Source organism: Olsenella uli (assembly GCF_016900775.1).
GTDB lineage: Bacteria > Actinomycetota > Coriobacteriia > Coriobacteriales > Atopobiaceae > Thermophilibacter > Thermophilibacter uli_A.
On record NZ_JACJKN010000009.1, the window covers coordinates 46,314 to 67,524 of the forward strand.

Below are 21,211 nucleotides of genomic sequence, written 5' to 3' on the forward strand. Positions count from 1 at the left end.
GGAGGGTGTGTTGAGCATCCTCCCTTTTTCTGTGACAATTTCTTTTGATGCGTGAGTTTTTGTCAGGAGGAACCATGGATACGAGCCTCGCCCAGCGACTTGAGTGTCAGCTCATTGCAGAGCTTTCGGAGTTTGGGATAGCCTGTGATGCACGTCAGGCGTCTCTTCTTATCCGTCATCTCTCTCTTGTGATCGAGAAGAACCGTGTGGTAAACCTTACGCGGATTGTCGAGCCTGAGGAGGCGGTGACGCTCCACATTGTTGACTCCCTGCTGCCTCTCGCCTCATGCAAGCTGAACCTTGGTGTTGAGAGCAGATACCTCGACATCGGTACTGGTGCCGGATTCCCCGGTATTCCTCTTGGCATCATGACGGGTGCCCATGGCCTGCTTATAGACTCAGTCGGCAAGAAGGTCACGGCGGTTAATGAGTTCGTCCAAGAGTTGGGACTCTCCCAGGTGTGTGCTCGTCAGGTGCGAGCAGAGGACCTTGCCCGTGAGAGTGAGCACCATGACGCCGTCTTTGCTCGTGCCGTTGCTCAGTCCAATGTTCTTATCGAGTATGCTACTCCACTTCTCAAGAAAGGTGGTCTCTGTTTACTCGAGAAGGCCCATGTTCACGACGATGAGCTCAGTGCCGCTCAGCAGGCTGCTGACATCTGCGGGCTCTCGCTTGTTTCACGTGAAACGTTTGAGCTTCCTCATGAGTTGGGTCACCGTGAGATTCTCATATTCCAGAAGCAGAGAGGGTCTCGGATTAAACTGCCGAGAAGAACCGGTGAGGCAAAGAGGTCCCCGCTTGGTTTGTAGCTGATGGGTTGAATTGCTCGATATAAGAACTCCCTGACGTTTCACGTGAAACCTCAGGGAGTTCTTATATCAAAAATCGGATAACGACAATCACCTTCACATGTCGAGATGATTTGGCTTGAAAGGAGGAACAACATACGAAAAGACATTGTTTCACATGAAACGTCCTGTGGTGGATAGCAATCGAGATTGTCAGCGTTTCACGTGAAACCATACCGTATAGTTAGGAAAGGCACCAAGCATCAGGTCAACGGAGGATAGAAATGAACTATAAAGATGCAAAAAGAGGTCTTCCGCAGCGTGACAGCAAGGTTCTTGCTGTCATCAACCAAAAGGGCGGTGTCGGCAAGTCAACGACAGTCGTAAATCTCTCGGCATGTCTTGGTGAGGGCAAGAAAAAGGTTCTCGTCATTGACTTTGACCCCCAGGGGAACTCGACGAGCGGGTTTGGTGTCGAGAAGGATGAGCTGGAGCATGACATCTATGACGTCATCCTGCATGATGAGCCCATTGAGAACGTCATTCGAGAGACCTGTCAGCCGAATGTGTTCATTGTGCCCGCGACTATTCAGCTTGCGACCGCGGAAATAGAGCTCGTTTCTGCAATGGCTCGTGAGTCAATACTGAAGGATGCCATTTCGGCAGTACGTGACGAATTTGACTACGTCTTTATTGACTGCCCTCCTTCGCTCGGCCTTCTTACCATCAATGCGCTTGTTGCTGCGGATGCGCTCATCATTCCGATTCAGTGCGAGTATTATGCCCTTGAGGGTGTTGCTAAGCTGCTTGAGTCCATGCAGATGGTGAAGCGTCGCATGAATCCGAATCTCGAGATATTTGGCGTGGTCATGACGATGTTTGACTCGCGGACTACGCTTTCCAAGCAGGTCGTCGACGAGGTTCAGGCCTACTTTGGCAAGAAGGTCTTCAAGACGGTCATTCCGCGCAACGTCAAGCTCTCCGAGGCGCCGAGCCATGGTCTTCCCGTCTCGCTCTATGCCAGAGTGAGCAAGGGTGCCCTGGCCTATTCAAAACTTGCGCGGGAGGTGGTCGCTCGTGGCTAAGAAAAGCGGACTGGGACGGGGTCTTGGCCTCCTCGTTGGCGAGGCTGACGCCGAGACGGCTGGAATGAGGCCTGACTCCACGCTTCCCATAGACGAGATCAAGCCGAACAAGGGACAACCAAGAAAGACGTTTCGTGCCGAGGAGCTGGCAGAGCTTGCGGACTCCATCAAGCAGAACGGCATACTGCAGCCACTGTTGGTGCGCAAGAAGGGCACGGGATATGAGATTGTGGCCGGAGAGCGACGCTATCAGGCTGCAAAGGCAGCGGGACTGACTGAGGTTCCTGTTGTCATTCGTGAGATCTCAGATGACGACGTGTTCAAGCTCGCCCTCATTGAGAACCTTCAGAGGTCGGACCTGAGCCCGCTCGAGGAGGCGCAGGGCTACCGTCAGCTCATCAAGGAGAAGGGGCTGACGCAGGAGGAGCTTGCCAAGATTCTCTCCAAGTCACGCTCTGCGATAACCAATACGCTGCGGCTGCTCGACCTCCCAAGAGAGGTGCAGGAACTCGTGGAGGAGGGCAAGCTCACGGCCGGGCATGCCCGTGCGATCCTTGCCGTCCCGAGCGAGGAGGGGCGGATACAGCTCGCCCAGAAGGTCGTGGCAGAGCGTTTGTCGGTCAGGCAGACAGAAAGTCTCGCTCCGTTGTTTTCTGTCAGCAAGAGCAAGGAACCGGTGCGGAGGGCGCCTGTCCCCCAGTCGTTCAAGCGCGCTGCCCGGCAGATCAGGCTTGCGCTTGACACCAACGTCAAGGTGAAGAACGTGCGCGGCAAGAACAAGATAGAGATTGAGTTTGCGTCTGAGGACCAGCTGGCGCATATCGTTGACCTTCTCGCTGGACCGGGATCGTGGTCATAGATGAGACGTGTGAGAAACGCGATGGTTCTTCTCGCCCTACTTGGGGCTGCCGGCTGGCTCTCATACCGGTATCTGCTCTCGGATGAGGCCAAAATAGGACTTCATGATGCCGCGCGCAATGCGAAGGACGCATATGAGCACATCACGGAGGTTATGAGGGCAGCACAGGGCACGTACGTCAAGGAGGACCTCCCCAACCGCCGCCAGACCGAGGCCCAGTGGGAGGAACTCGGTCTATAAACATAATAGAACATATGTTCTTTATTTGGTAAGAGAAGAGCCCTCCGGGACTGTCCCGGGGGGCTCGCTGTGTGAGGGGATGGGGCCTACCTGCGGGAGAGGCGCTGCTTGAGCTGCCCGCAGGCGGCGTCGATGTCGGACCCGCGGGAGTTGCGGATGGTGGCCTCGACGCCGACGTTGGCAAGCCTGCGCACGAAGTCCTGCGCGCGGAGCTCCGTGGAGGGGCGGAACTTGGAGCCCTCAACCTCGTTGAGCTGGATGAGGTTGACGTGCGCGAGAGTACCCTCGCAGAAGTCGCAGAGGGCCTGGAGCTCGCTTTCGGTGTCGTTGACGCCGGCGATGAGGGCGTACTCGTAGGTGGGGCGACGCCCCGTCTTGTTGACGTACTCTCCCATGACGTTGTAGAGGTTGATGAGGGAGTACTTGCGCACGCCGGGCATGAGGGCGTTTCTCGTGCGCTGCACCGCGGAGTGGAGCGAGATGGCGAGCGTGAACTGCTCGGGCTCGTTGGCAAAGCGCATAATCTGCGGTATGACGCCGCAGGTGGAGACCGTGAGGTGGCGCGCGCCGATGCCCGCCCCCTCGGGGTCGTTGAGGCGGCGCAGCGCCCCGAGCGAGGCGTCATAGTTCATGAAGGGCTCGCCCTGGCCCATGAGCACGACGCTCGTGACGCGGTCATTGAAGTCGTCGCGCACGTGCATGACCTGCTCGTAGATCTCTGAGGCGGTGAGGGAGCGCGTGAGGCCCGCGGCTCCCGTCGCGCAGAAGGCGCAGCCCATGGCGCACCCCGCCTGGGTGGAGGCGCACACGGCGAGCCGCCCGCGCGAGGGCATGCCCACGCACTCCACGGAGACGCCGTCGGGGTATCTGAGCAGGTACTTCCTGCTGCCGTCAACGGAGACCTGGCGCGCGACCTCCTCGACGCCCCCGAGCGTGAGCCTTGCCGCGAGCTCCTCGCGCAGCGCCTTGGGGAGGTTGGTCATGTCGTCGAAGGACTGGGCGTTCTTTGCCCAGACCCACTCCTCGACCTGCTTGACGCGGAAGGCGGGCTGGCCGAGGGATGAGAGGATCTCGGTGAGCTCGCCGTGGGTGAGCGTGTGGAGGTCCCGCCTCCCGGCATCCGCCCCGAGCGGTTGGTTCTTCTCGTCAGCCGTTGGCATTTCTGGGTCCTCCGCGTTCGTCGTGTCACGTCACTGGAGTATTCTCTTGGGGTAACACTCCACCTGAGAGTCTAGCGTACGGGCACCGCCCGCCGGAGGAGCTTTGATGGACAGACAGGAACTGCTGAGCAAGAGGGTCGTCGTCATCTGCGGGGGGTGGTCGGACGAGCGGGACATCTCGGTCCTCTCGGCCAGGGAGTGCCATGACGCGCTCGTGACCGCGGGGTTTGCGACCGTCGACGTCGTCGACCTCGCGAGCAGGGACTTCATCCCCCGCCTCCTGAGCGGCGGCTACGACGTGGCCTTCGTGGCCATGCACGGTGCCTATGGCGAGGACGGCTGCGTCCAGGGGCTTCTCGAGGTGCTTCACCTGCCCTACACCTTCTCGGGTGTGGCGGCCTCCGCCGTGGCGTCGGAAAAGCAGCTCTCCAAGGCCGTCTACGAGGCGGAGAAGATCCGCGCGCCCCGGGGCGTCGACCTCGCGGCGGGCACGGTCCTCACGGACGACCAGCTCGACACCCTCGTGGAGACCCTGGGCCTGCCGCTCTTTGTGAAGCCCGCGGCGAACGGCTCCTCCTTCGGCATCTCGCGCGTGACGGAGCGCGCGGGCGTCAACGCGGCCATCGAGCTCGCCTCGGCCGGCGGCGGGCGCGTGCTCGTGGAGGAGTGCGTCGAGGGGGTTGAGATCTCGGTCCCGGTCATCGGCAACGATGACGCCCGCGCGCTGCCCATCGTGGAGATCGTGACGGGCGCCGAGTTCTACGACCTCAAGGTGAAGTACGAGCCCTCCTCGATGCACCACGTCATCCCCGCGCGCCTGGAGCCGGGCGTCTACGCGAAGGCGCAGGACCTCGCCGTCCGCGCGCACCGCGCGCTCGGCTGCCGGGGCTGCTCGCGCAGCGACTTCATCGTGACGCCCGAGGGCGAGCCGGTGATCCTGGAGACCAACACGATTCCGGGCATGACGGCCGAGAGCCTGCTCCCGGACTCGGCGCGCCACGGCGGTATCGAGTTCCCCGAGCTCTGCACGCGCTTCGTCGAGTACGCGCTCGAGCGCGATCGGGGCGCGGCCAGGTGATGGCGGGGGGTGCCGGCGTGACCCTCGAGGGGATTATCCTCCCCGGGACGCCCGACGACGTGAGGCAGCGCTACCTGAGCCTCGCCCGCCGCGCGGCCGGCAGGGGGTTTGGCCCGCTCGAGGAGGACATCGTGGTCCTCGACACCGAGACCACGGGGCTCTCGTTCAAGGACTGCGAGCTCATAGAGATATCCGCCGCTCGCCTCTCCGGGCGCGAGGTGGTGGGGCGCTACGAGACGTTCGTGCACCCCACGGGGCCCATACCGGAGGAAATCTGCCGCCTCACGGGCATCTCGAACCTCGACGTGGCCGATGCCCCGAGCGCGCGCGACGCGGTGGCGGGGCTCGCGGACTTCGTGGCGGGCTCGCCCGTGCTCGCGCACAACGCGACCTTCGACCGCACCTTCATCGAGGCGGTCCCGGGCGGCGCCGAGGTCTCGGACACCTGGATAGATACGCTCTCGCTCTCGCGCATCGCACTCCCGCGGCTCTCCACGCACCGCCTGGCGGACATGGCGGCCGCCTTCGGCTGCGCGGGCGTGACGCACCGGGCCGGGGACGACGTCGACGCCCTCTCGGGGATGTGGCGGATTCTGCTGCTCGCCCTGAGCGACCTGCCGGACGGCCTGCTCGCCCTTCTCGCCTCCCTGCACGAGGAGGTCACGTGGTCGATGAGGCCCGTGCTGTCCTACCTGGCCACGGAGGGCGATGTCACGCCCCGGCCCTTCTCGCTCAAGGAGGTGCGCGCCTCGCTCGTGCGCGAGGCGCGCTCGGATCCTCGCCCGGACGCGGCCGAGCTGGACGCGCTCGTGGCGCCGGGGGCGGACGAGGTTGCCGCCGAGTTTGGCCCGGGCGGCGTGGTCTCCCGCATGTACGAGCGCATGGAGCGCCGGCCTGAGCAGGTCGCCATGGCGCGCGAGGTCGCCTCCGCGCTCGCGACCTCGACGCACCGCTCCATCGAGGCGGGGACGGGCGTGGGCAAGTCCATCGCGTACCTGCTGCCCGAGGCGCTCTTCGCCCGGAGGAACCACGTCACGGTGGGCGTGGCCACCAAGACCAACGCGCTCACCGACCAGCTCGTCTCCCACGAGCTGCCCGCGCTCGCCGAGGCCCTGCCCGGCGGGCTCACCTATGCGAGCCTCAAGGGGTACGACCACTATCCCTGCCTGCACCGGCTCGACCGCGCGACGCGGGAGGACCTGCCGCTCGCGGCCGTGCCGCACGACGGGAGGTCGGACAACGCCGTGGCGTGCGACATGCTCACGGCCATCGCGGTGACCTATGCGTACGCCTGCCAGTCTCCCGACGGCGACCTCGACGCCCTCGGCATCAGGTGGCGCTACGTCCCGCGCGCGATGCTCACCACGACGCCCGGGGAGTGCCTGCGCGGGCGCTGCCCGTACTTCCCCAACGAGTGCCCGCTGCACGGGGCGCGCCGCCGCGCCGCGGCGGCTGACGTGGTGGTGACCAACCACTCGCTGCTGCTGAGAAACGTCATGGCGGAAGGCAAGATCCTCCCGCCGATCAGGAACTGGGTCGTCGACGAGGCGCACGGCTTCGAGGCCGAGGCGCGCCGGCAGTGGGCCGTCGAGGTCTCGGGCGAGGAGGCGCGCGCCGCCTTCGAGCTTCTGGGCGGCACGGGGTCGGGCGTCATCCACAACCTGATGGTCCAGGCGATGTCCCTCGAGGGCTCCACGCTCGTGGTGGGGCTGCTCGCCAAGGCGGCGGCGACCCTCGCCCGCGCCTCCGTGAGCGTGGCCGACCTCTTCGTGGCGGTCCATGGCCTCGCGGGCGTGGCGCGCGGCGACGGCGGGTACGACTCGGTCACGCTGTGGATCGGGGAGGACGTGCGCAAGACGGCGGAGTGGCGCGAGGTCGCGGACGCCGGGGCGCGCGCCGCGGACGCGCTCGCGGAGGCGGTGAAGCAGCTCGCCGAGGCGGCGGAGGCCCTGGGCGAGGAGGCGCCCGCCGCCGCGGCCGACCTCGGGGAGTCCACGCGGTTCCTGCGCGACCTGCTCTTTGGCATCACGCTCGTCTGCGAGGGGACGGACGAGTCCTATGTGTACTCGGCGCAGCTCTCCCGCTCCAAGCGGCGCGCCTCGTCCGAGCGGCTCGTCGCCGAGAAGCTCGACGTGGGGTCAGACCTCGCCGCGCGGTGGCTGCCCGAGATGCAAAGCGTCGTCTTCACCTCGGCGACCATCGCCGTGGGGGACGACTTCTCGCACTTCAACCACGGCGTCGGGCTCGACCTCCTGGGCGAGGCGAGCCACCGGGACGTGCGGCTCGACTCGAGCTTTGACTTCGACGGGCACATGTCCGTCGTGCTGGCGCGTGACCTGCCCGCCCCGAACGACCGCGCCTACCTGCCGGCCCTCGAGGACCTCCTCTTTGACGTGCACGTGGCCATGGGGGGCTCCGTGCTCACCCTCTTCACCAACCGGCGCGACATGGAGCGCACCTACGAGGCGCTGCGGCCGCGCCTCGCCGCGGCGGGCCTCGAGGTCGTGTGCCAGAGCCGCGGCGCCTCCCCGCGGTGCCTGCGCCAGCGCTTCATGGAGGAGACCTCGCTCTCGCTGATGGCGCTCCGCTCGTTCTGGGAGGGCTTTGACGCCACGGGGGACACCCTGCGCTGCGTGGTGATTCCCAAGCTGCCCTTTGCGAGCCCCAATGACCCGCTCGTCCGCGAGCGCGACCTGCGCGAGGACCGCGCGTGGTGGAAGTACTCGCTGCCGGACGCCGTCATCTCGGTCAAGCAGGCGGCCGGGCGGCTGATCCGCTCGTCGACAGACACCGGGGTCCTCGTCCTCGCGGACTCGCGGCTCGTGAGCAAGGGCTACGGGCGGCTCTTCGTGAGCTCGCTGCCGTCCAGGACCGTGACGCGGCTCGAGAGCGTCAACGTGGGGCGCTACCTCTCGCTCTGGCGCGCGAGCCACTGAGGCCCGGCGTCGGCGGCCCGGGGCGCGGTGGGGCGTCAGGCGTCAGCGCTGCGCCCGGCGGACAGGAGCGCGCGGGCGTAGTCCGCGGCAAGGCGCGTCACCTCCGCGTCCGTGGTGCGCGCGGCGCCCCCGCAGGCGGCGATCATGCGGGGGAGCCACATGCCGCCGTAGTACTCCGTCCGCGCGATGACGGAGCCGTCCTCGCCGACGCGCGCCACCCGCAGGTCGTGCCAGGGGAGCAGGTCAAGGTAGCGCCGGTCGGAGAAGGTGATCTCGACGGCGCGAGACGTTTGCCTCCCGGGCGCGGCGTTGCCCGCCGCGGCGCGCCCGCCAACGAGCACGTCCTCCATCCGGTCGAGCCGGAAGGTCCGCTCGCCGCATCGCTCGAGGTCATATGCGTCGAGGTACCAGACGTCGCCCTCGCACCTCAGCCCCCGCGGCACGCAGGACCGCGCCTGCGCCGCCTCGTCCGCCGCGCCCCGGTACGAGAAGGAGAGCTCCCGCCGCTTGAGGAGGGAGCGGGCGCAGGCGGATATCGTCTCAGAGCAGGCGCCCGCGCCTGCGGCGACGACGCGGCGGACCACGTCCTCGCTCACGGGCTCGGCCGCGAGCGCCCCCTCGAGCCGCGCCCGCAGTGGGTCGTCCGCGCCCACGCCCAGGCGCTCGAGCGCGGCCGCTAGCGCGACGGTCTCCGTGCGGGTGAGGCGCAGGCGCCGGCCGCGCACCCCTCCCGAGAAGGCGAGCGTGGCCTCGCCGTCCCGGGAGGGGGTGAGGGGAAGGCCGACCCCGCCCGCAGAGGACGACGTCTCCACGAGCCCGATGAGCTTCTCGGCGCGCTCGGCCGTCGTTCCCAGCCGCGCGGCCACCGCCTCTGCCGAGAGCGCGTCCCCCGCCTCGGAGAGGCTCGAGACGAGGGCCACGAGCTCGCGCGCCTCGGCGACGGCGCCCGTTCTGCCGGCCCGCGACTCCCTACGAGGCATCCTCGAGCACCCCCTCGAGCACGGAGCGCCAGGCACCGACGAGCTCGGGCGGGCCAATCGGCACGACGCCCTCCGCCGCGGCCCAGCTGGCCGCGTCCGCGGCGGAGCTCATCTCAACCTCCCAGACGGTCTCACCGCCGCGCGAGAAGAACCTCCCGCAGCCGCCTGCCGCCTGCCGCACGTCCTTCTCGCGCTCCGGCGGGACCGCGAAGGTCGCGGTGCCAACGGGCGCGCCCATCTGGAAGGGGAGCCTCTTCCAGTCGGCCACGGAGAAGTCCTCCGGCACGCGGGCGGGCACGTCCGGAAGGACGCCCGCCCGCACGACCCGGTCTACGCGGTAGGTCCTCGTGCCGCCCTCGATGGGGGTTCCCTCCTCGGACAGGCGGCCGGCCACGAGGTAGAGTCCCCCGTGCAGGCCGAAGAACCCGTACGGGGCGATGACGCGCTCGGACTCAGTCCCGCGGGCGTCGCGGTAGGAGATCTGCGCCGCGCAGCCCCCGGTGAGCGCCTCCCTGAGCACGGCCAGGGGGCGGCCGTCGTCCCGGGCGCCGGCCAGGGCGGGCGCGGCCTCGGCGAAGGCGCGCGTCAGCTTGGCGAGCGAGAAGCGCAGCTCCTCGGCGAGCGGGAACGCGGGGTCCTCAATGAGGGGCTGACACGCGAGCTCGAGCACCGCGGCGTCCGCGGGGCCGATCTCGGCGCCCTCCGGGTAGGAGGAGGCCTCGTCGACCGCCCATGAGGACTCGCTCCCGGCGTCCGAGCACTCGCGGACGACGACCCCGCACGCGGCGAGGACCATGCGGTCTCGGGAGAACGCCCGACGGAAGCTATCTGCGGAAAGGCCGGGATAGAAGTCGCGTGCGACGCCCGATGAGGGGATGGGCGTGCCCGCGTTCATGAAGGCGAGCGCGAGCGAGCAGACCCGCCTCGCCCGCTCGTCGTCCTTCGTGATCCTCATGCCACACACCCCTCATCCCGCTTCCGCTTGCCGAGCGGGCCCGCGCATCGCCCGGCGTATCTGCGTCTTTTTAACGAACGAAAAGCATAAGACGTATACTGTCTAGATTGTATGCACCCGGATGAGCACGTCTTTCGAGACTCTTCAAAAGGACGCCCAGTATGGCTATGACTCACGACTACTTGGATTACCTCAACCAGAGGGTCGGAATCGCCCCCGCGAACAGCCAGGAGGAGCTTCAGGCAGCCGAGACCATCGCGAGCCTCATGGGCCAGCATGACGTCGAGCCCGCCATCGAGGAGTTCGACGCGCCCTCCGTCTCCGGGCTGGCGCCGGCGATCATCTCCATCGTGATGTTCCTCGGCATCCTCGTCTCCGGCTTTGGCATGGTGGCTCTCGCCCTCGTCGGGTTTGTCCTCGCCGCCGTCCCCGCCGCGCTCGCGCTGCTGAGGGCCTTCGGCAGGGAGCCCTCTCTCGCCCTCGGGCCGAGCGCGCGGAGCCAGAACGTCGTCGCGGTGCACCGCGCCTCGGGCCCGCTCGTGGTCAAGGGCAGCCGCCCCATCGTGGTCGTGGCCCACTATGACACCCCCCACGAGAACTTCCTCTATTCCTCTCCCATTGCGCCCTACCTCCCGCTCATCTCGCGCGCGGTCGCGCCGTGCTCGTATGCCGTCGCCCTCTGCGCGTTCATCCAGCTCCTCGGCTTCATTCCCGCGCCCGCCCGCATCGTGCTCTGGGTCGTGGGCATCCTTGCGTCCCTGCCCGCCGTCCTGCTCGCCGTCGGCGCGATCTACGAGCGCGTGTCCCCGTGCACCCTCGGCGCGAACGACAACAAGGCCGCCGTCGCGTCGCTTCTGGGCGTGATGGAGAACGTGAGCCCGAGCGGGCTCGTCCCCACGCCGCGCCCCGTCGTCGCGCCCGAGCCCGAGCCCGCCGAGGAGCCCGAGCTCGCCCCTGAGCCCATGGAGGCCACCGAGGAGGTTGCGCCCGCGGTCGAGCCGGACGTCGCTCCCACTGCCGCTCCGGAGGAGGAGCCCGCCGAGGCCGCGTCCTTTGTTCCCGAGCCCGCGCCCGAGCCGGCGGCTCCCGCCCCGGCCCCTGCCGCCGAGAAGGTCGTCGGCGTCCGCCACGGAGCCGAGGTTCTGCGCGAGCTCGACATCCTGCCTGAGGGGTGCGAGATAGAGTACGACCTCCCTGCCGCCCCGGCTCCTGCGCCCGCCCCGGCGCGTCCCACCACCTCGGCCCGCGCCGCCCAGGCGCCCGCGTCGCTGCCCATCGACGTGCCCGCCGCCGTTCCCGCGCCCGCTCCGGCCATGGTCCCCGAGCCCGTGGAGGGCTACGAGGACTCGCCGAGCCCGATCGAGACCATCCGCACCTTCGCCGAGGGCCTTGTCGAGCGCGTCTCGTCCCTCGTGCGCTCCATCATCCCCTCGAGGGATGCCACGGCCGAGGAGGCCGCGGAGCCCTCTCCCGAAGAGCGCGTTTCCGCCGAGGAGCCCCAGCCCGCGGAGCCCACCCCTGCGCCCGCTCCGCAGCAGGCCGAGCCGACCGCGGAGCAGCATGACGAGCCTGCCGAGAGCGTCGAGGCGACGGCCTCCTTCGCCCCGACCTCCGACGACCAGACCACGCGCGACGAGCTCCTCTCCACGGGCCGCTTCTCGCTCGTGATGGACGACGAGACGAGCCACGGCGTTGGGCCGAAGGACCCCTCCGGCCTCACCGAGATGGGCGACACCGCGGTCGACCTCGACGCAACCCAGCCCACGGCGCCCGTGGCCGCGCCGCGCCCCGCGGCCCCGGAGGACCCGGAGTGGGGCAAGGCGAGCTACCGCCCCCAGGTCTCCAGTGTTGCCAAGAGGGCCACACTCTTCGACCTCCCCGATCCCACCGTGAGCTCCGTCGACCCGCTGGGGAGCACGGGCAAGGCCCGCCCCGTCGAGGCGCCCCGCAAGGCCGAGGCGTCCCGAGGCCCGGCGTCCCTTCCCGTCATCACCGCCGCGGACCTTCAGGATGCGGAGGCCCCCGCGCAGGAGGCTGCCCCGGACGCCCCCAGGGAGCGCCTCTCCGGCCTTCTTGACCGTGCCAAGGGCGCGTTCTCCCGTCTGAAGACGCAGGGCGACGCCGCCGACGCGCCGGCGGCCGGCGAGGACGACGACCCGATGTGGCGCGGCGGCGCAGCTCCGCGCGGCGGGCTCAGGCTCGTCGAGGACGACGTCCAGGCCCCGACCGAAGATGAGCTCCGCGATGCCGTCCTCTCCCTGGGCGACGACGAGCTCAACGCCCACGACATCTGGTTCGTCGCGCTCGGCGCGTCTTCGCTCGACCACGCCGGCATGAGGTCGTTCCTGAGGCAGCACCGCCACGATGTCCGCGGTGCCTTCGTTGTCAACCTCGACTGCGTCGGCGCGGGCGAGCTCAGCATCCTCACGCGCGAGGGCGTCGACGTCCCCCGCCGCTCGGACCGCCGCCTCGGTCGCCTTCTCTCCAACGCCGCCCGCGACCTCCACGTGGAGATGGGGCAGGCCCGCTACGACTGGACCTCGACGGATGCCCACCCCGCCATGCGCTCCTCCATGCGCGCGGCCACCATCATGGGCATCGGCGAGAACGGCCTTCCGGCCCTCTCCCGCACGCTTGACGACGTGGCTGACAACGTCAGCGGGGACCAGGCCCACGCGGTCGCCGAGATCGTCACCGAGATGATTCGCCGCTCCTAGGGCGTTTCCCCAGAGCCTCCCTCGAGGGTTCCGCGTGCCGCCGTCGCAGCTCATGCGACGGCGGCGCGTCTTTGGAGCTGGGCGCGCCCCGCATGGCCGACCGCAAGGGGGCTCCCGCCGAGCAGGCGGTCCCCGCCCGCGAGCGATGCCACCGGACCGGCGCGCACCCTTCTCTGGCATGCCGCCATCGTTCTTCTCGCCACGTTCGTGCCTTGCGTCCCTCTTGCCCTCATAGGCCCTCCCTTCCGCGTGGCGCATACGATACGAGCGGGCGCTTCCCGCCTCGTGACGCCAAGATGACAGCCCGCTGCCGCAACGCCGACGCTCCGTGCGAGAAGGCCGGAGCCCCCGCAGCTCATGGGCCACGCCTGCTATGAAGATGAATGCCTATGAGAAAGGGCCCCGATCGATCGGGGCCCTGACGCTTCACACGCTCTCTATGGGATGGCTCGAGACGCCTCTCTTACGCGCCCTCCACCATGCCGGAGGCGCCGAGCGCGCGGCGCACGCGAAGCCCCACGGTCACGCCCACGCCGAGCTTGATGAGGTCCGGCAGCACAAACGGCACGACGGCCGAGAGTGCCGCGGCGGGCAGCGAGACGGAGAGGTAGGACGCGAGGTGCACCGTCCCGAGCACGTAGGACGTGACGAGCATCACGAGGGCGCACAGCGCGTGCCGCGCGAGCTCGGGCAGGGCCTTGAGCTCGAGCGCGAGGGCGCCCAGGGCGCTGCCCAGCAGAAAGCCCCAGAGAAAGCCGCCCGTCGGCCCGAGCAGCTGACCCACGCCGCCCGAGAAGCCTGAGAACACCGGCAGACCGACCGCGCCCACGAGCAGGTACAGCCCCACGGCGGCGACGGCGCCGCGGCCGCCGAGCACGGCGGGCAGCATCGCGATCACGAGCGTCTGCAGGGTGAACGGCACGGGCCCAAGGGGGACCGTCACCATGGCGGACACGGCGAGCAGCGCCACCGACGCGCCAATGCGACATATCTGACCAGCACTCATATGACCTCCCGTAAGTCATGACAAAGGTGTCAGGGAACTTCGTCATGATATTTTATTTGTGCTTCTCGGTGTCATGCGCTTGTCCGGACCCGTCGTATTTCTCGCCAACCTGTGCTAGAATGAGTCTTCGCACGCGGGCATCGCCAAGTGGTAAGGCATCAGCTTCCCAAGCTGACATTCGCGGGTTCGAGTCCCGTTGCCCGCTCCAGGAATTGCCAGGGCCCCGAAAGGGGCCCTTTCCATGTGGGTAGAACCCCTATGCGCACAAGCGCGCCCCATGCGATGGTAGAAAGGAAACACCGTGTCACCGCTGCCCATGACCGACGAGGAGTGCCGCGTCGCCACCGAGGCGCTCTCCAGCCAGCTGGATCTCTACGCCACCCTGCTCGTGAGGAAGGGCGTCTCCCTGCGCGAGGGCCAGGAGCTCGTCCTGCAGGCCCCCGTCGAGCGGGCTGACTTTGCCCGCCGCGTGGTCGCGGCCGCCTACCGCGCCGGAGCCGGCCACGTGACCGTCATCTGGGCCGACGACGTGGTGAGCCGCCTCACGTACGAGAACTGCCCGCTCGCGTTCTTCGAGCACACGCCCTCCTGGCAGGTCGAGCAGCTGAACTCCCTCGCGGAGGACGGCGCGGCGTTCCTCTTCCTCGAGGGCTCCGACCCCTCGGCGCTCAAGGGGATCGACCCCGCCAAGCCGGCGGCGGCCTCCAAGGCGCGCAACACCGAGTGCCGCGCCTTCCGCGACGGCATGGACTTCGGGCGCAACGCCTGGTGCATCGCGGGCGTGCCGGTGGAGGCCTGGGCGCGCGAGGTCTTCCCGGAACTCTCTCCCGCCGAGGCGGTCTACCGGCTGTGGCGTCTCATCCTCGAGGTCTCGCGCGCCGACGGTGAGGACCCCGAGAGCGCCTGGGAGACGCACAACGCGTCCTTTGAGAAGACCAAGCGCTTCCTCAATTCCCACCGCTTCGACGCGCTGCGCTACGAGTCCGCAAACGGCACCGACCTCACGGTGGGCCTCACCGACGGCCACATCTGGGACGGCGGCGCCGGTCGCACGCAGGGCGGCGTGACCTTCTTCCCCAACATCCCCACCGAGGAGGTCTTCACCTCGCCCGACCGCATGCGCGCCGAGGGCGTTGTCCACTCCGCCATGCCACTCGTGCGCGCGGGGCAGATCGTGCGCGACTTCTGGCTGCGCTTCGAGGGCGGCCGCGTGGTCGACTACGGCGCCGAGCAGGGCAAGGAGGTCCTCCGCCACATCCTCGAGACCGACGAGGGCGCCCGTCGGCTCGGCGAGGTGGCGCTCGTCTCCAAGAACACGCCCATCCGCCAGAGCGACACGCTCTTCTACGACACCCTCTACGACGAGAACGCAAGCTGCCACCTGGCGCTCGGCATGGGCTTTCCCGAGTGCATCGCCGGCGGCGTCAGCCTCGGCAAGGACGACCTCCTCGCGCGCGGCGTCAACCAGAGCAGCACGCACGTCGACTTCATGATCGGCACGGACGACATGAACATCTACGGCGTGGCCGCCAACGGCACCGAGACCCCCGTCTTCGTGAACGGGCAGTGGGCCTGGGAGTAGCGGCCGCCGCCGTGATAGAATCAACCACGCGCGCCCTTAGCTCAGCTGGCAGAGCAGGGGACTTTTAATCCCAAGGCCCAGGGTTCGAACCCCTGAGGGCGCACCATCGCATCGTGGCAGGTCAGAGGCCGTTTTGATCTCTGACCTGCTTTCGTTTCTGATTGGTCGGTACCGTATCGGTACCGAAATCGGTACCAAACACGGCGAATCCTTACCAAAAGGCGCGGTCTCCGAGGCCGCAGAGGAAGGCCCTGAGAGGGCCGGAAAGGGGTTCGTGTGGACGGGAAAAGAATGAGCAGGGCCGAGGCGGCGGACATGCTTTCAGATGTTCGGAGGTCTCTGTCTAGCATGAGCCTGCTTATATCGGCCTACATGACCGAAGAGGGATTGGGCAGCGAACACGAGAACAGTGACCTGTGGGCGCTGGTTGAGCTTTGCGACCTGAACGCCGACAGGGCCGAGCGGGTCTATCGCTCACTCGTCTCTGATGGTTCTTCTGGATCTGGCAAGCGTGCGGCAGAGGCGGCGACGGAATGAACGCCGAGCATATCGCCTTCGGGGTGCTGATGGCTTTCATGTGGCTTGCTGGGTTCGTCATAGGGTGCTTTGCCGCTGATATTCTGTCGGGCATTCGTGGGATGAGGAGGCATGATGGGTGAGGAGAACATAACGAAGAACGCCGCGCTGTCATCGCTCGCGGATGCGGCGGATGTGTGCGAGTTGATTTCAAGCGCTCTTCGTGGCGTGCAGGAGCCCCGTTCGAGGTATGACGCGGAGCCGATTGCGAAGGCCGCGGCGGACCTGCTGGAGGACGTAAGCGCAAGCATCTCAAATGCGATATGTGCGCTGAGCTGAGGCGGAGGTAGCTAGGCGAGAGCCAGCAAACCCGCAGGTCAGAGGGGGAGGGTTACAGGACGGCCACGGGGCCTCCCTACCCAGCGGCCGACTCTGATTTTCTTGCGTGTACGTAATTGGGAGAAAACGAGTAACGGTTCTGTTACGGAAGAGGGGCGACGAGCAAACCGGCTCGCCGCCCCTCTCTCCGCCTCATACTGCGGCTTTTACCCAGCCTTCGCGCGGCTCCTGCCGAGTTCTGCGGCTATCCCTATCAGCTCCGCCCCCTTCTCTCCATCTCCCTCGTCGCAAAGCAGCACTGCGGGAATGAGGCTCTGGGCGAGACACGCCGCAAGAAGCTCCCTAACGGTCAGATCCGTCACGCCATTCCTTGCCCTGCGCGCCGCGTCCTCATGGCCCCCAGCTTCGAACATCTCCGCCGCCTCGTCTGCGTCCAGCGGCGCGAGCATGTCCCCCACAGTCTCGAATAGCTCGGATAGGGCGGCTTCGTCATGCTCGTCTATCCGCCCCAGTTCCTGCTCCCACATCCGAAAGTCGTTGTCTGTAGCCATTCCGGCCCCCTTTCAATGTGCCCGTGAGCCTCTGTGGCCCACATATAACGGTCGAATACGTGTTCTGTGGTACATGTGTGCGGAAATGTTGCCTCAACGTCTTAGAACGCCTCTCACGGCCTCTTGTCCCAAGAACGTCTAGCACGGAATCAGGTGCGCCGCCCTCTCGGCGCTGTTCCTGCCCATGGATTTTGCAATGGCCACGGACAGGGCTTCTCCTGAATCCCTTCCCGCCTCCGAACCCACGCGCCGCGCAATCTCGGACGGCCTCAGCTCCGCCGTGAACGCGGTCGGCAACCCGGCCTTTCTCCGCGAGTCGATGACCGACGAGAGCATAGAAGCGTTTCTTGCCGTCCATCCTCGCACCCCCATGCCGTCGAGCACGAGAAGAGAGTGTTCTTTCAGGTCAGAGAAAAGGCGGGATGCCCCTCCCGGCCCGAATCTGCCACGCCCGTCCGCCTCCATGAGTAGGGAAGGCACATCAACGAACGCGGAACCCCTTACTATTCCGCAGAGGTATGCACCCGCGACGCTCGCCCGGTCTCCTCCGCCGAGCCATGCAGACTTCGGGTGCTTACCGGAGAGTTCGGCTGAATAGGCTGCAAGCCCGCCGGATGGATTTAGCAAGAGCGCCGCGTCTGCGACGGCTCCGGGTACCCCTGCCGAGGACATGAGGACCGGGGAAGGCCCGAGCGGCGCGCTGTCAAGCTGTTCGCGGTACCACTCCGGCCTCTGGTCGGGTGGCAAGGCGTCAAGAATGGCCGCGTATTCCTCTTGGGTTACGCTCCCGCCGCCCTTGGGCCTCGTCCCCCTCACGCCGTTCACGGGGATGTTTGCGCCCACCAGGGCTATCTTCTTCTCCCTGTCCGGGTCTGAGGGCAACAGCGGCGGGAGTTCTTGACTTGCCCCGAACGGCTGCGCCTCCATGAGGGCGAGCACTCCGGCTTCTGTGGTCGGTGCCGTCGTGACGGGGTACGTCTGCTTTTGAATGAGGGCCGCCATAGCTCTTGCAGCCGCCTTCTTCCTCCGCGCCGCTTCTTCCCTGCCTAGGTAGCTCATGCCCACTCACCCCAAAGCGACTCGTCGGGAATGTCCATGTCCTCGAACTCTTCCTCGCCCGCGCTTGGGTACGTGTCGAGCACGCTATGAGCCTGAGCCTCCGTAGGCTGCTGCGCGTACATGTTAGGTGGAGTGTGGGTATAGGAAGAGTCAGGGAAAAGACGTTCTTTTTCTTCTGTATTAATCTGAGGGGCAGCGACTCGCGGACACTCTGGAGCATCGCAGGGTTGCCCTATCTCCGGAGTTAGGGGAACTCTGGGAACGCTCAGGGTTGCCCTATCTCCTGAGTTAGGGGAACTCTGGGAGGTGTTCAGAGTTGCCCTAACTTTTTCCGTCGCGTCAGAGTTAGGGCAACTCTGGAGCGATTTAGGGCAACTCTGAACGCTTTCCGGCTCCTCCCCAGAGCGATGTGCTTTGATTCGAACAGTTATGTTTTCTGCGCCGAATGAAGCGGGGTCGCTCAGCTTGTAGATAGCGGGCCGATGTTGCCCCGCCTCTGCAACAGCCTCTAGCGGAGCGCGCGTCGAGCCGCTGCCTGAGAGAGTGTCGAGAGCCGACCGGGCTGCTTTCTCTCCGATGCGCGCCGCCTTCGCAAGCGTCCTGAATCCCCTTGCGTAGAAGGGTCTCCCGTCCCGCGTGACCTCACCGCGCTCCCTGAGCCGGTAGATGTGGGGGATTGCCTTCAGCGCGCTCTTGCGCCTCCTGCCGTCCCTGACTGACTCAGAGACCCACGCACACGCCGCCGCGATCCACTCGGCAGCGTCCGCGTCGAGAATCGCGTAAGGCTCGGACGGTTTGCTTTCGTCCGGCACCCCCGGCCAGTCCTCCGGCTTCTGCCACTTGCGCGCCATGGTCGCTAGTCGAGTCCGAAGGCGGATAGCACGGAGTCGCGGTTGATGCGCCACGCGTTGCGAATCTTCACGCCTTTGATTTGTCCGTCTGCGAGGAGGTTGTACACGGTGCGGGTGCAAACGCGGCCAAGCTCTGCGACCTGCGCAATTGTAAGAAGCTCAGGAAGTTCCGCAGCACTATTCACGTGCGCGCAACTGTCGTTCGTCCGCTGCTCAGCAATCATTTCTTCTCCTCTGCAATTGAATGTCTATTCATATGGATGCATCCGATGCGAGGAGAGTACCTGTTCCGTAATAAATGCCCTGTTCAGGGCCAATAACGAGAATTAGTCACGGAGGGGAGACGGATAGCGTTATCCGTGACCAATTCCGAATAAATAATGGGCAAAGTTGGTCACACAAGAAATGGTGGCTGAGAAGCGCATGACAAACCGAGGGCTACATGTATCAAAAAGTTTGTAACAAGCTGTTAACAAAACAAAAGCCAAGGCTCTATTACCGTCCTAACGAGACTCGCGGGAGATAGCTATCGAATCCGTTAGGGTTGCTATAGCGCTCAGCTCGTCCGAGTTAAGCGTTTGAAGGTTGCGAGCAATAGCACATAGCGCTTTGTCTCGCCTGTGTCCGTAGTATGGCTGTCTGCGCCTTGCTTCCAGTACCTGCTCATAGGTCGGAATATCGCTAACACCATCAAACCGTATAGTCGCGTTTCCGGTCTGCAATGCAACTTGGGCGGTTTCGAAGTGTCTAATAGTCCATTCCTCTAGTTCTGCGAGTTCGCTAGATGTGGCCATGACTTCCGAGGGGCGTACTTTCCCCGTTCTGCGTGCGAGAGCGCATTTAAGTTCAAATAGGACCCTCTGCCGTGTGGCTCCGCTGCACCCTGTCGGGTCTTCCCAAAACCTGCGCACAGTGCTATCGCTGGCGAGTCTGTAGTTGTCAGGAAGATCTTCTTCTGGAAGGTTGTCACGCAAGAATCTGATTAGCGCACTTCCGCTTTTAATCCCCCAGCTATTTGCCAAGGCGTGAAATTCTTCCATCGCGCTATGGCTTCCGTCGCATTTTGAGGCCGCGAGATTGCCCACCGCGTAATCTCTCATGGCGCGTCGTAGTTCTTCGGCAAGCTCCCGTGCTCTCTCGGCCTCCGCCTCTAGGGTCTTTGCGTACTGTTCGAGTTCCACGGGGAATACTTGCTCTTCCGGATTCACGCCGCAAAGAGAGTCTGTTTTCATGCTCACTCCCTCACTCGCCCGCAGCTATCGGGAATTGCAGCGCGTCCGTAACGCCCCCGGTCATGGCGGATTCAACCAGCGCCGCCGCGCGCCTCTTGGCGTCCGGGTCGGCGCTCGCGTAGATGTTCAGCGTCATGGCCGCGTTGGCGTGTCCTAGGTTGCTTGCCGCTGTCTTAACGTCCCCGCCTGCAGCTAGGTACATCGTGGCCCACGTGTGCCGCAGGTCGTGGAACGTGACTAGTCTGCCCTCTGTCCCCTTGACCCCGAGAAGCCGCGTGAGGGCGGTCCAGTCCTTGCTCAGGCGTCCGGGCCTGTAGTAGCCGAGCGGGTCGCCGATTATGTAGGAGCCTTCGGAGAGCGTCGAAAGCTGCTCGGCGAACTTCGCCCGCTGGACCCTGCGCCACTCGGCAAGCGTGGCCACGAGTGACGCGGGGAGGGCAACGTCTCGCGTCTGGTCTGTCTTGGCGAGCTTCACGTATGCTCCGCCCTTCCCTGACCCTATCGCCCTGCGCACCCACAGCGTTCCCGCCTTGGCGTCGAGGTCGCGCCACTGTAGCCCGCATATCTCGCCCTCCCTCAGGCCCGTGTAAAGCGCTATGCGCGCCGCCACGGTGACCGGGGAGAGATCCAGAGCGTCAAGCTTGCCCAGAAGCGCCGCCCTGCCGTTGGTGTCCAGCGCGTTGATTCCCGCGCGCTTCTTGGTCCTCTTGGGCGGCTTAACTGCGTCAACTGGGTTCTTGGCTATCACGTCGAGGTCAACGGCTTCCTTCATGGCCTGCTTCAGTAGCCTGTGTGCCTTGCCGACTGTGGATGAGGAGAGGCCGCGCGACGTGAGTTCCGCCTCCCACTCCTGTACCTGCTCGGGCCTGAGTTTGCCGACGGTGACTTTCTGGAACCCCTCTCGTATGTACTTGGCTGAGGTGCGGTAGCCGGACACGGTTGATGCTTCTATTGCGTTGGACTCCTCCAGACGGGAAACCATGCGGTCAACGTAGTTCGGCACGGTCATGCGCGCAGAGGCAATCACGCTCGGCCCTCTCTCGGCCTCCCTCTCCGCCTCGTTCTCCATCTCCGCGCGCCACGCGGCAAGCTCGCGCTTGGCCTCCGCCTTCCCCGTCGCGGTCAGGGCCTTGGAGCGCTTGCGGCGCTTGCCGTCCTCGTCCTTGTAGTCGAGGAACCCACGCCACCCCTTGCAGTCCTTGCGCTGCTGTAGGTATGCCGCCGTGTAGAACATGACCCCTCCGCTCAACTGCTACTTCGTCTGTGGCAATCGGTAC

The 21,211-nt window shown here is 65.9% G+C and carries 20 protein-coding genes and 2 tRNA genes; 12 read left to right on the forward strand and 10 right to left on the reverse strand.

The features are described from left to right. Nucleotides 1–74 precede the first annotated feature (74 nt). The 4 genes from rsmG (at nt 75) to H6A23_RS06855 (ending at nt 2,972) form a co-directional block, all read left to right on the forward strand. Nucleotides 75–809 (forward strand): 16S rRNA (guanine(527)-N(7))-methyltransferase RsmG, encoded by a 735-nt coding sequence (gene rsmG, locus H6A23_RS06840; RefSeq protein WP_204831448.1) that lies wholly within the window; start codon nt 75–77, stop codon nt 807–809. Nucleotides 810–1,072: 263 nt separating this feature from the next. After that, on the forward strand, nt 1,073–1,873 hold the full coding sequence (locus tag H6A23_RS06845; protein WP_204831449.1) for a ParA family protein: 801 nt from the start codon (nt 1,073–1,075) through the stop codon (nt 1,871–1,873). After that, entirely contained in the window at nt 1,866–2,732 is an 867-nt protein-coding gene (locus tag H6A23_RS06850) for a ParB/RepB/Spo0J family partition protein (protein WP_353653030.1), read from the forward strand. The genes H6A23_RS06845 and H6A23_RS06850 overlap by 8 nt, the downstream gene beginning before the upstream one ends. Nucleotides 2,733–2,753: 21 nt before the next feature. Further along, a complete protein-coding gene (locus tag H6A23_RS06855) occupies nt 2,754–2,972 on the forward strand; it encodes a hypothetical protein (protein ID WP_204831450.1) in 219 nt (72 codons plus the stop codon). 86 nt (nt 2,973–3,058) lie between these two features. On the opposite strand, the gene rlmN is transcribed toward H6A23_RS06855, so the two are convergent. Next, nucleotides 3,059–4,132, reverse strand: a complete 1,074-nt coding sequence (rlmN, locus tag H6A23_RS06860; protein WP_204831456.1) for a 23S rRNA (adenine(2503)-C(2))-methyltransferase RlmN — start codon at nt 4,130–4,132, stop codon at nt 3,059–3,061. Between the two features lie 106 nt (nt 4,133–4,238). Between rlmN and H6A23_RS06865 the strand changes: the two genes are divergently transcribed. Both H6A23_RS06865 and H6A23_RS06870 read left to right on the forward strand, forming a co-directional pair. Then, nucleotides 4,239–5,210 carry a D-alanine--D-alanine ligase family protein gene (locus H6A23_RS06865; protein ID WP_204831457.1) on the forward strand — a complete coding sequence of 324 codons (972 nt, stop codon included), beginning with the start codon at nt 4,239–4,241 and terminating at the stop codon, nt 5,208–5,210. After that, nucleotides 5,210–8,146 (forward strand): helicase C-terminal domain-containing protein, encoded by a 2,937-nt coding sequence (locus H6A23_RS06870; protein WP_204831458.1) that lies wholly within the window; start codon nt 5,210–5,212, stop codon nt 8,144–8,146. The genes H6A23_RS06865 and H6A23_RS06870 overlap by 1 nt, the downstream gene beginning before the upstream one ends. A gap of 35 nt (nt 8,147–8,181) precedes the next feature. Here H6A23_RS06870 and H6A23_RS06875 read toward each other — a convergent pair whose 3' ends face one another. Beyond that, the gene (locus H6A23_RS06875) at nt 8,182–9,126 is read right to left on the reverse strand and encodes a WYL domain-containing protein (protein ID WP_204831459.1); all 945 of its coding nucleotides are present in this window, start codon (nt 9,124–9,126) and stop codon (nt 8,182–8,184) included. Next, on the reverse strand, nt 9,116–10,081 hold the full coding sequence (locus H6A23_RS06880; protein ID WP_204831460.1) for a helix-turn-helix transcriptional regulator: 966 nt from the start codon (nt 10,079–10,081) through the stop codon (nt 9,116–9,118). The genes H6A23_RS06875 and H6A23_RS06880 overlap by 11 nt, the downstream gene beginning before the upstream one ends. A gap of 161 nt (nt 10,082–10,242) precedes the next feature. Between H6A23_RS06880 and H6A23_RS06885 the strand changes: the two genes are divergently transcribed. After that, nucleotides 10,243–12,798, forward strand: coding sequence for a hypothetical protein (locus tag H6A23_RS06885; protein WP_204831461.1), 2,556 nt, complete (start codon nt 10,243–10,245; stop codon nt 12,796–12,798). A 463-nt stretch (nt 12,799–13,261) separates the two neighbouring features. On the opposite strand, the gene H6A23_RS06890 is transcribed toward H6A23_RS06885, so the two are convergent. After that, a complete protein-coding gene (locus tag H6A23_RS06890; RefSeq protein ID WP_204831462.1) occupies nt 13,262–13,804 on the reverse strand; it encodes a biotin transporter BioY in 543 nt (180 codons plus the stop codon). A 133-nt stretch (nt 13,805–13,937) separates the two neighbouring features. Between H6A23_RS06890 and H6A23_RS06895 the strand changes: the two genes are divergently transcribed. The 5 genes from H6A23_RS06895 (at nt 13,938) to H6A23_RS06915 (ending at nt 16,241) form a co-directional block, all read left to right on the forward strand. Further along, nucleotides 13,938–14,012, forward strand: a tRNA-Gly gene (locus H6A23_RS06895). A gap of 93 nt (nt 14,013–14,105) precedes the next feature. Further along, nucleotides 14,106–15,386 (forward strand): aminopeptidase, encoded by a 1,281-nt coding sequence (locus tag H6A23_RS06900; protein ID WP_435793490.1) that lies wholly within the window; start codon nt 14,106–14,108, stop codon nt 15,384–15,386. A 30-nt stretch (nt 15,387–15,416) separates the two neighbouring features. Beyond that, nucleotides 15,417–15,492 (forward strand) — tRNA-Lys (locus H6A23_RS06905). A 185-nt stretch (nt 15,493–15,677) separates the two neighbouring features. Continuing rightward, nucleotides 15,678–15,923, forward strand: a complete 246-nt coding sequence (locus H6A23_RS06910; protein ID WP_204831463.1) for a hypothetical protein — start codon at nt 15,678–15,680, stop codon at nt 15,921–15,923. Between the two features lie 114 nt (nt 15,924–16,037). Beyond that, nucleotides 16,038–16,241 carry a hypothetical protein gene (locus H6A23_RS06915; protein ID WP_204831464.1) on the forward strand — a complete coding sequence of 68 codons (204 nt, stop codon included), beginning with the start codon at nt 16,038–16,040 and terminating at the stop codon, nt 16,239–16,241. Between the two features lie 206 nt (nt 16,242–16,447). On the opposite strand, the gene H6A23_RS06920 is transcribed toward H6A23_RS06915, so the two are convergent. From H6A23_RS06920 to H6A23_RS06945, 6 genes are all read right to left on the reverse strand, one after another. Beyond that, complete coding sequence (locus tag H6A23_RS06920) at nt 16,448–16,792, reverse strand: hypothetical protein (protein ID WP_204831465.1); 345 nt, start codon at nt 16,790–16,792, stop codon at nt 16,448–16,450. A gap of 138 nt (nt 16,793–16,930) precedes the next feature. After that, nucleotides 16,931–17,851, reverse strand: coding sequence for a hypothetical protein (locus H6A23_RS06925; protein ID WP_204831466.1), 921 nt, complete (start codon nt 17,849–17,851; stop codon nt 16,931–16,933). Beyond that, nucleotides 17,848–18,702 (reverse strand): hypothetical protein, encoded by an 855-nt coding sequence (locus H6A23_RS06930; RefSeq protein WP_204831467.1) that lies wholly within the window; start codon nt 18,700–18,702, stop codon nt 17,848–17,850. Before H6A23_RS06930 ends, H6A23_RS06925 begins: the two co-directional genes overlap by 4 nt. Nucleotides 18,703–18,707: 5 nt before the next feature. Then, nucleotides 18,708–18,926, reverse strand: a complete 219-nt coding sequence (locus H6A23_RS06935) for a helix-turn-helix domain-containing protein (protein ID WP_204831468.1) — start codon at nt 18,924–18,926, stop codon at nt 18,708–18,710. A gap of 279 nt (nt 18,927–19,205) precedes the next feature. Then, nucleotides 19,206–19,934 (reverse strand): hypothetical protein, encoded by a 729-nt coding sequence (locus H6A23_RS06940; protein ID WP_204831469.1) that lies wholly within the window; start codon nt 19,932–19,934, stop codon nt 19,206–19,208. 10 nt (nt 19,935–19,944) lie between these two features. Continuing rightward, complete coding sequence (locus H6A23_RS06945; protein ID WP_204831470.1) at nt 19,945–21,168, reverse strand: tyrosine-type recombinase/integrase; 1,224 nt, start codon at nt 21,166–21,168, stop codon at nt 19,945–19,947. Nucleotides 21,169–21,211 lie beyond the last annotated feature (43 nt).

What these genes read in the sequence shown, in the direction of transcription:
- H6A23_RS06890 (WP_204831462.1), bottom strand. Translation starts at nt 13,804, where the DNA reads ATGAGTGCTGGTCAGATATGTCGCATTGGCGCGTCGGTGGCGCTGCTC.
- H6A23_RS06935 (WP_204831468.1), bottom strand. Translation starts at nt 18,926, where the DNA reads ATGATTGCTGAGCAGCGGACGAACGACAGTTGCGCGCACGTGAATAGT.
- H6A23_RS06930 (WP_204831467.1), bottom strand. Translation starts at nt 18,702, where the DNA reads ATGGCGCGCAAGTGGCAGAAGCCGGAGGACTGGCCGGGGGTGCCGGAC.
- H6A23_RS06915 (WP_204831464.1), top strand. Translation starts at nt 16,038, where the DNA reads ATGGGTGAGGAGAACATAACGAAGAACGCCGCGCTGTCATCGCTCGCG.
- H6A23_RS06845 (WP_204831449.1), top strand. Translation starts at nt 1,073, where the DNA reads ATGAACTATAAAGATGCAAAAAGAGGTCTTCCGCAGCGTGACAGCAAG.
- H6A23_RS06925 (WP_204831466.1), bottom strand. Translation starts at nt 17,851, where the DNA reads ATGAGCTACCTAGGCAGGGAAGAAGCGGCGCGGAGGAAGAAGGCGGCT.
- rlmN (WP_204831456.1), bottom strand. Translation starts at nt 4,132, where the DNA reads ATGCCAACGGCTGACGAGAAGAACCAACCGCTCGGGGCGGATGCCGGG.
- H6A23_RS06870 (WP_204831458.1), top strand. Translation starts at nt 5,210, where the DNA reads ATGGCGGGGGGTGCCGGCGTGACCCTCGAGGGGATTATCCTCCCCGGG.
- H6A23_RS06920 (WP_204831465.1), bottom strand. Translation starts at nt 16,792, where the DNA reads ATGGCTACAGACAACGACTTTCGGATGTGGGAGCAGGAACTGGGGCGG.
- H6A23_RS06885 (WP_204831461.1), top strand. Translation starts at nt 10,243, where the DNA reads ATGGCTATGACTCACGACTACTTGGATTACCTCAACCAGAGGGTCGGA.
- H6A23_RS06945 (WP_204831470.1), bottom strand. Translation starts at nt 21,168, where the DNA reads ATGTTCTACACGGCGGCATACCTACAGCAGCGCAAGGACTGCAAGGGG.
- H6A23_RS06875 (WP_204831459.1), bottom strand. Translation starts at nt 9,126, where the DNA reads ATGCCTCGTAGGGAGTCGCGGGCCGGCAGAACGGGCGCCGTCGCCGAG.
- rsmG (WP_204831448.1), top strand. Translation starts at nt 75, where the DNA reads ATGGATACGAGCCTCGCCCAGCGACTTGAGTGTCAGCTCATTGCAGAG.
- H6A23_RS06880 (WP_204831460.1), bottom strand. Translation starts at nt 10,081, where the DNA reads ATGAGGATCACGAAGGACGACGAGCGGGCGAGGCGGGTCTGCTCGCTC.
- H6A23_RS06940 (WP_204831469.1), bottom strand. Translation starts at nt 19,934, where the DNA reads ATGAAAACAGACTCTCTTTGCGGCGTGAATCCGGAAGAGCAAGTATTC.
- H6A23_RS06910 (WP_204831463.1), top strand. Translation starts at nt 15,678, where the DNA reads ATGAGCAGGGCCGAGGCGGCGGACATGCTTTCAGATGTTCGGAGGTCT.
- H6A23_RS06855 (WP_204831450.1), top strand. Translation starts at nt 2,754, where the DNA reads ATGGTTCTTCTCGCCCTACTTGGGGCTGCCGGCTGGCTCTCATACCGG.
- H6A23_RS06865 (WP_204831457.1), top strand. Translation starts at nt 4,239, where the DNA reads ATGGACAGACAGGAACTGCTGAGCAAGAGGGTCGTCGTCATCTGCGGG.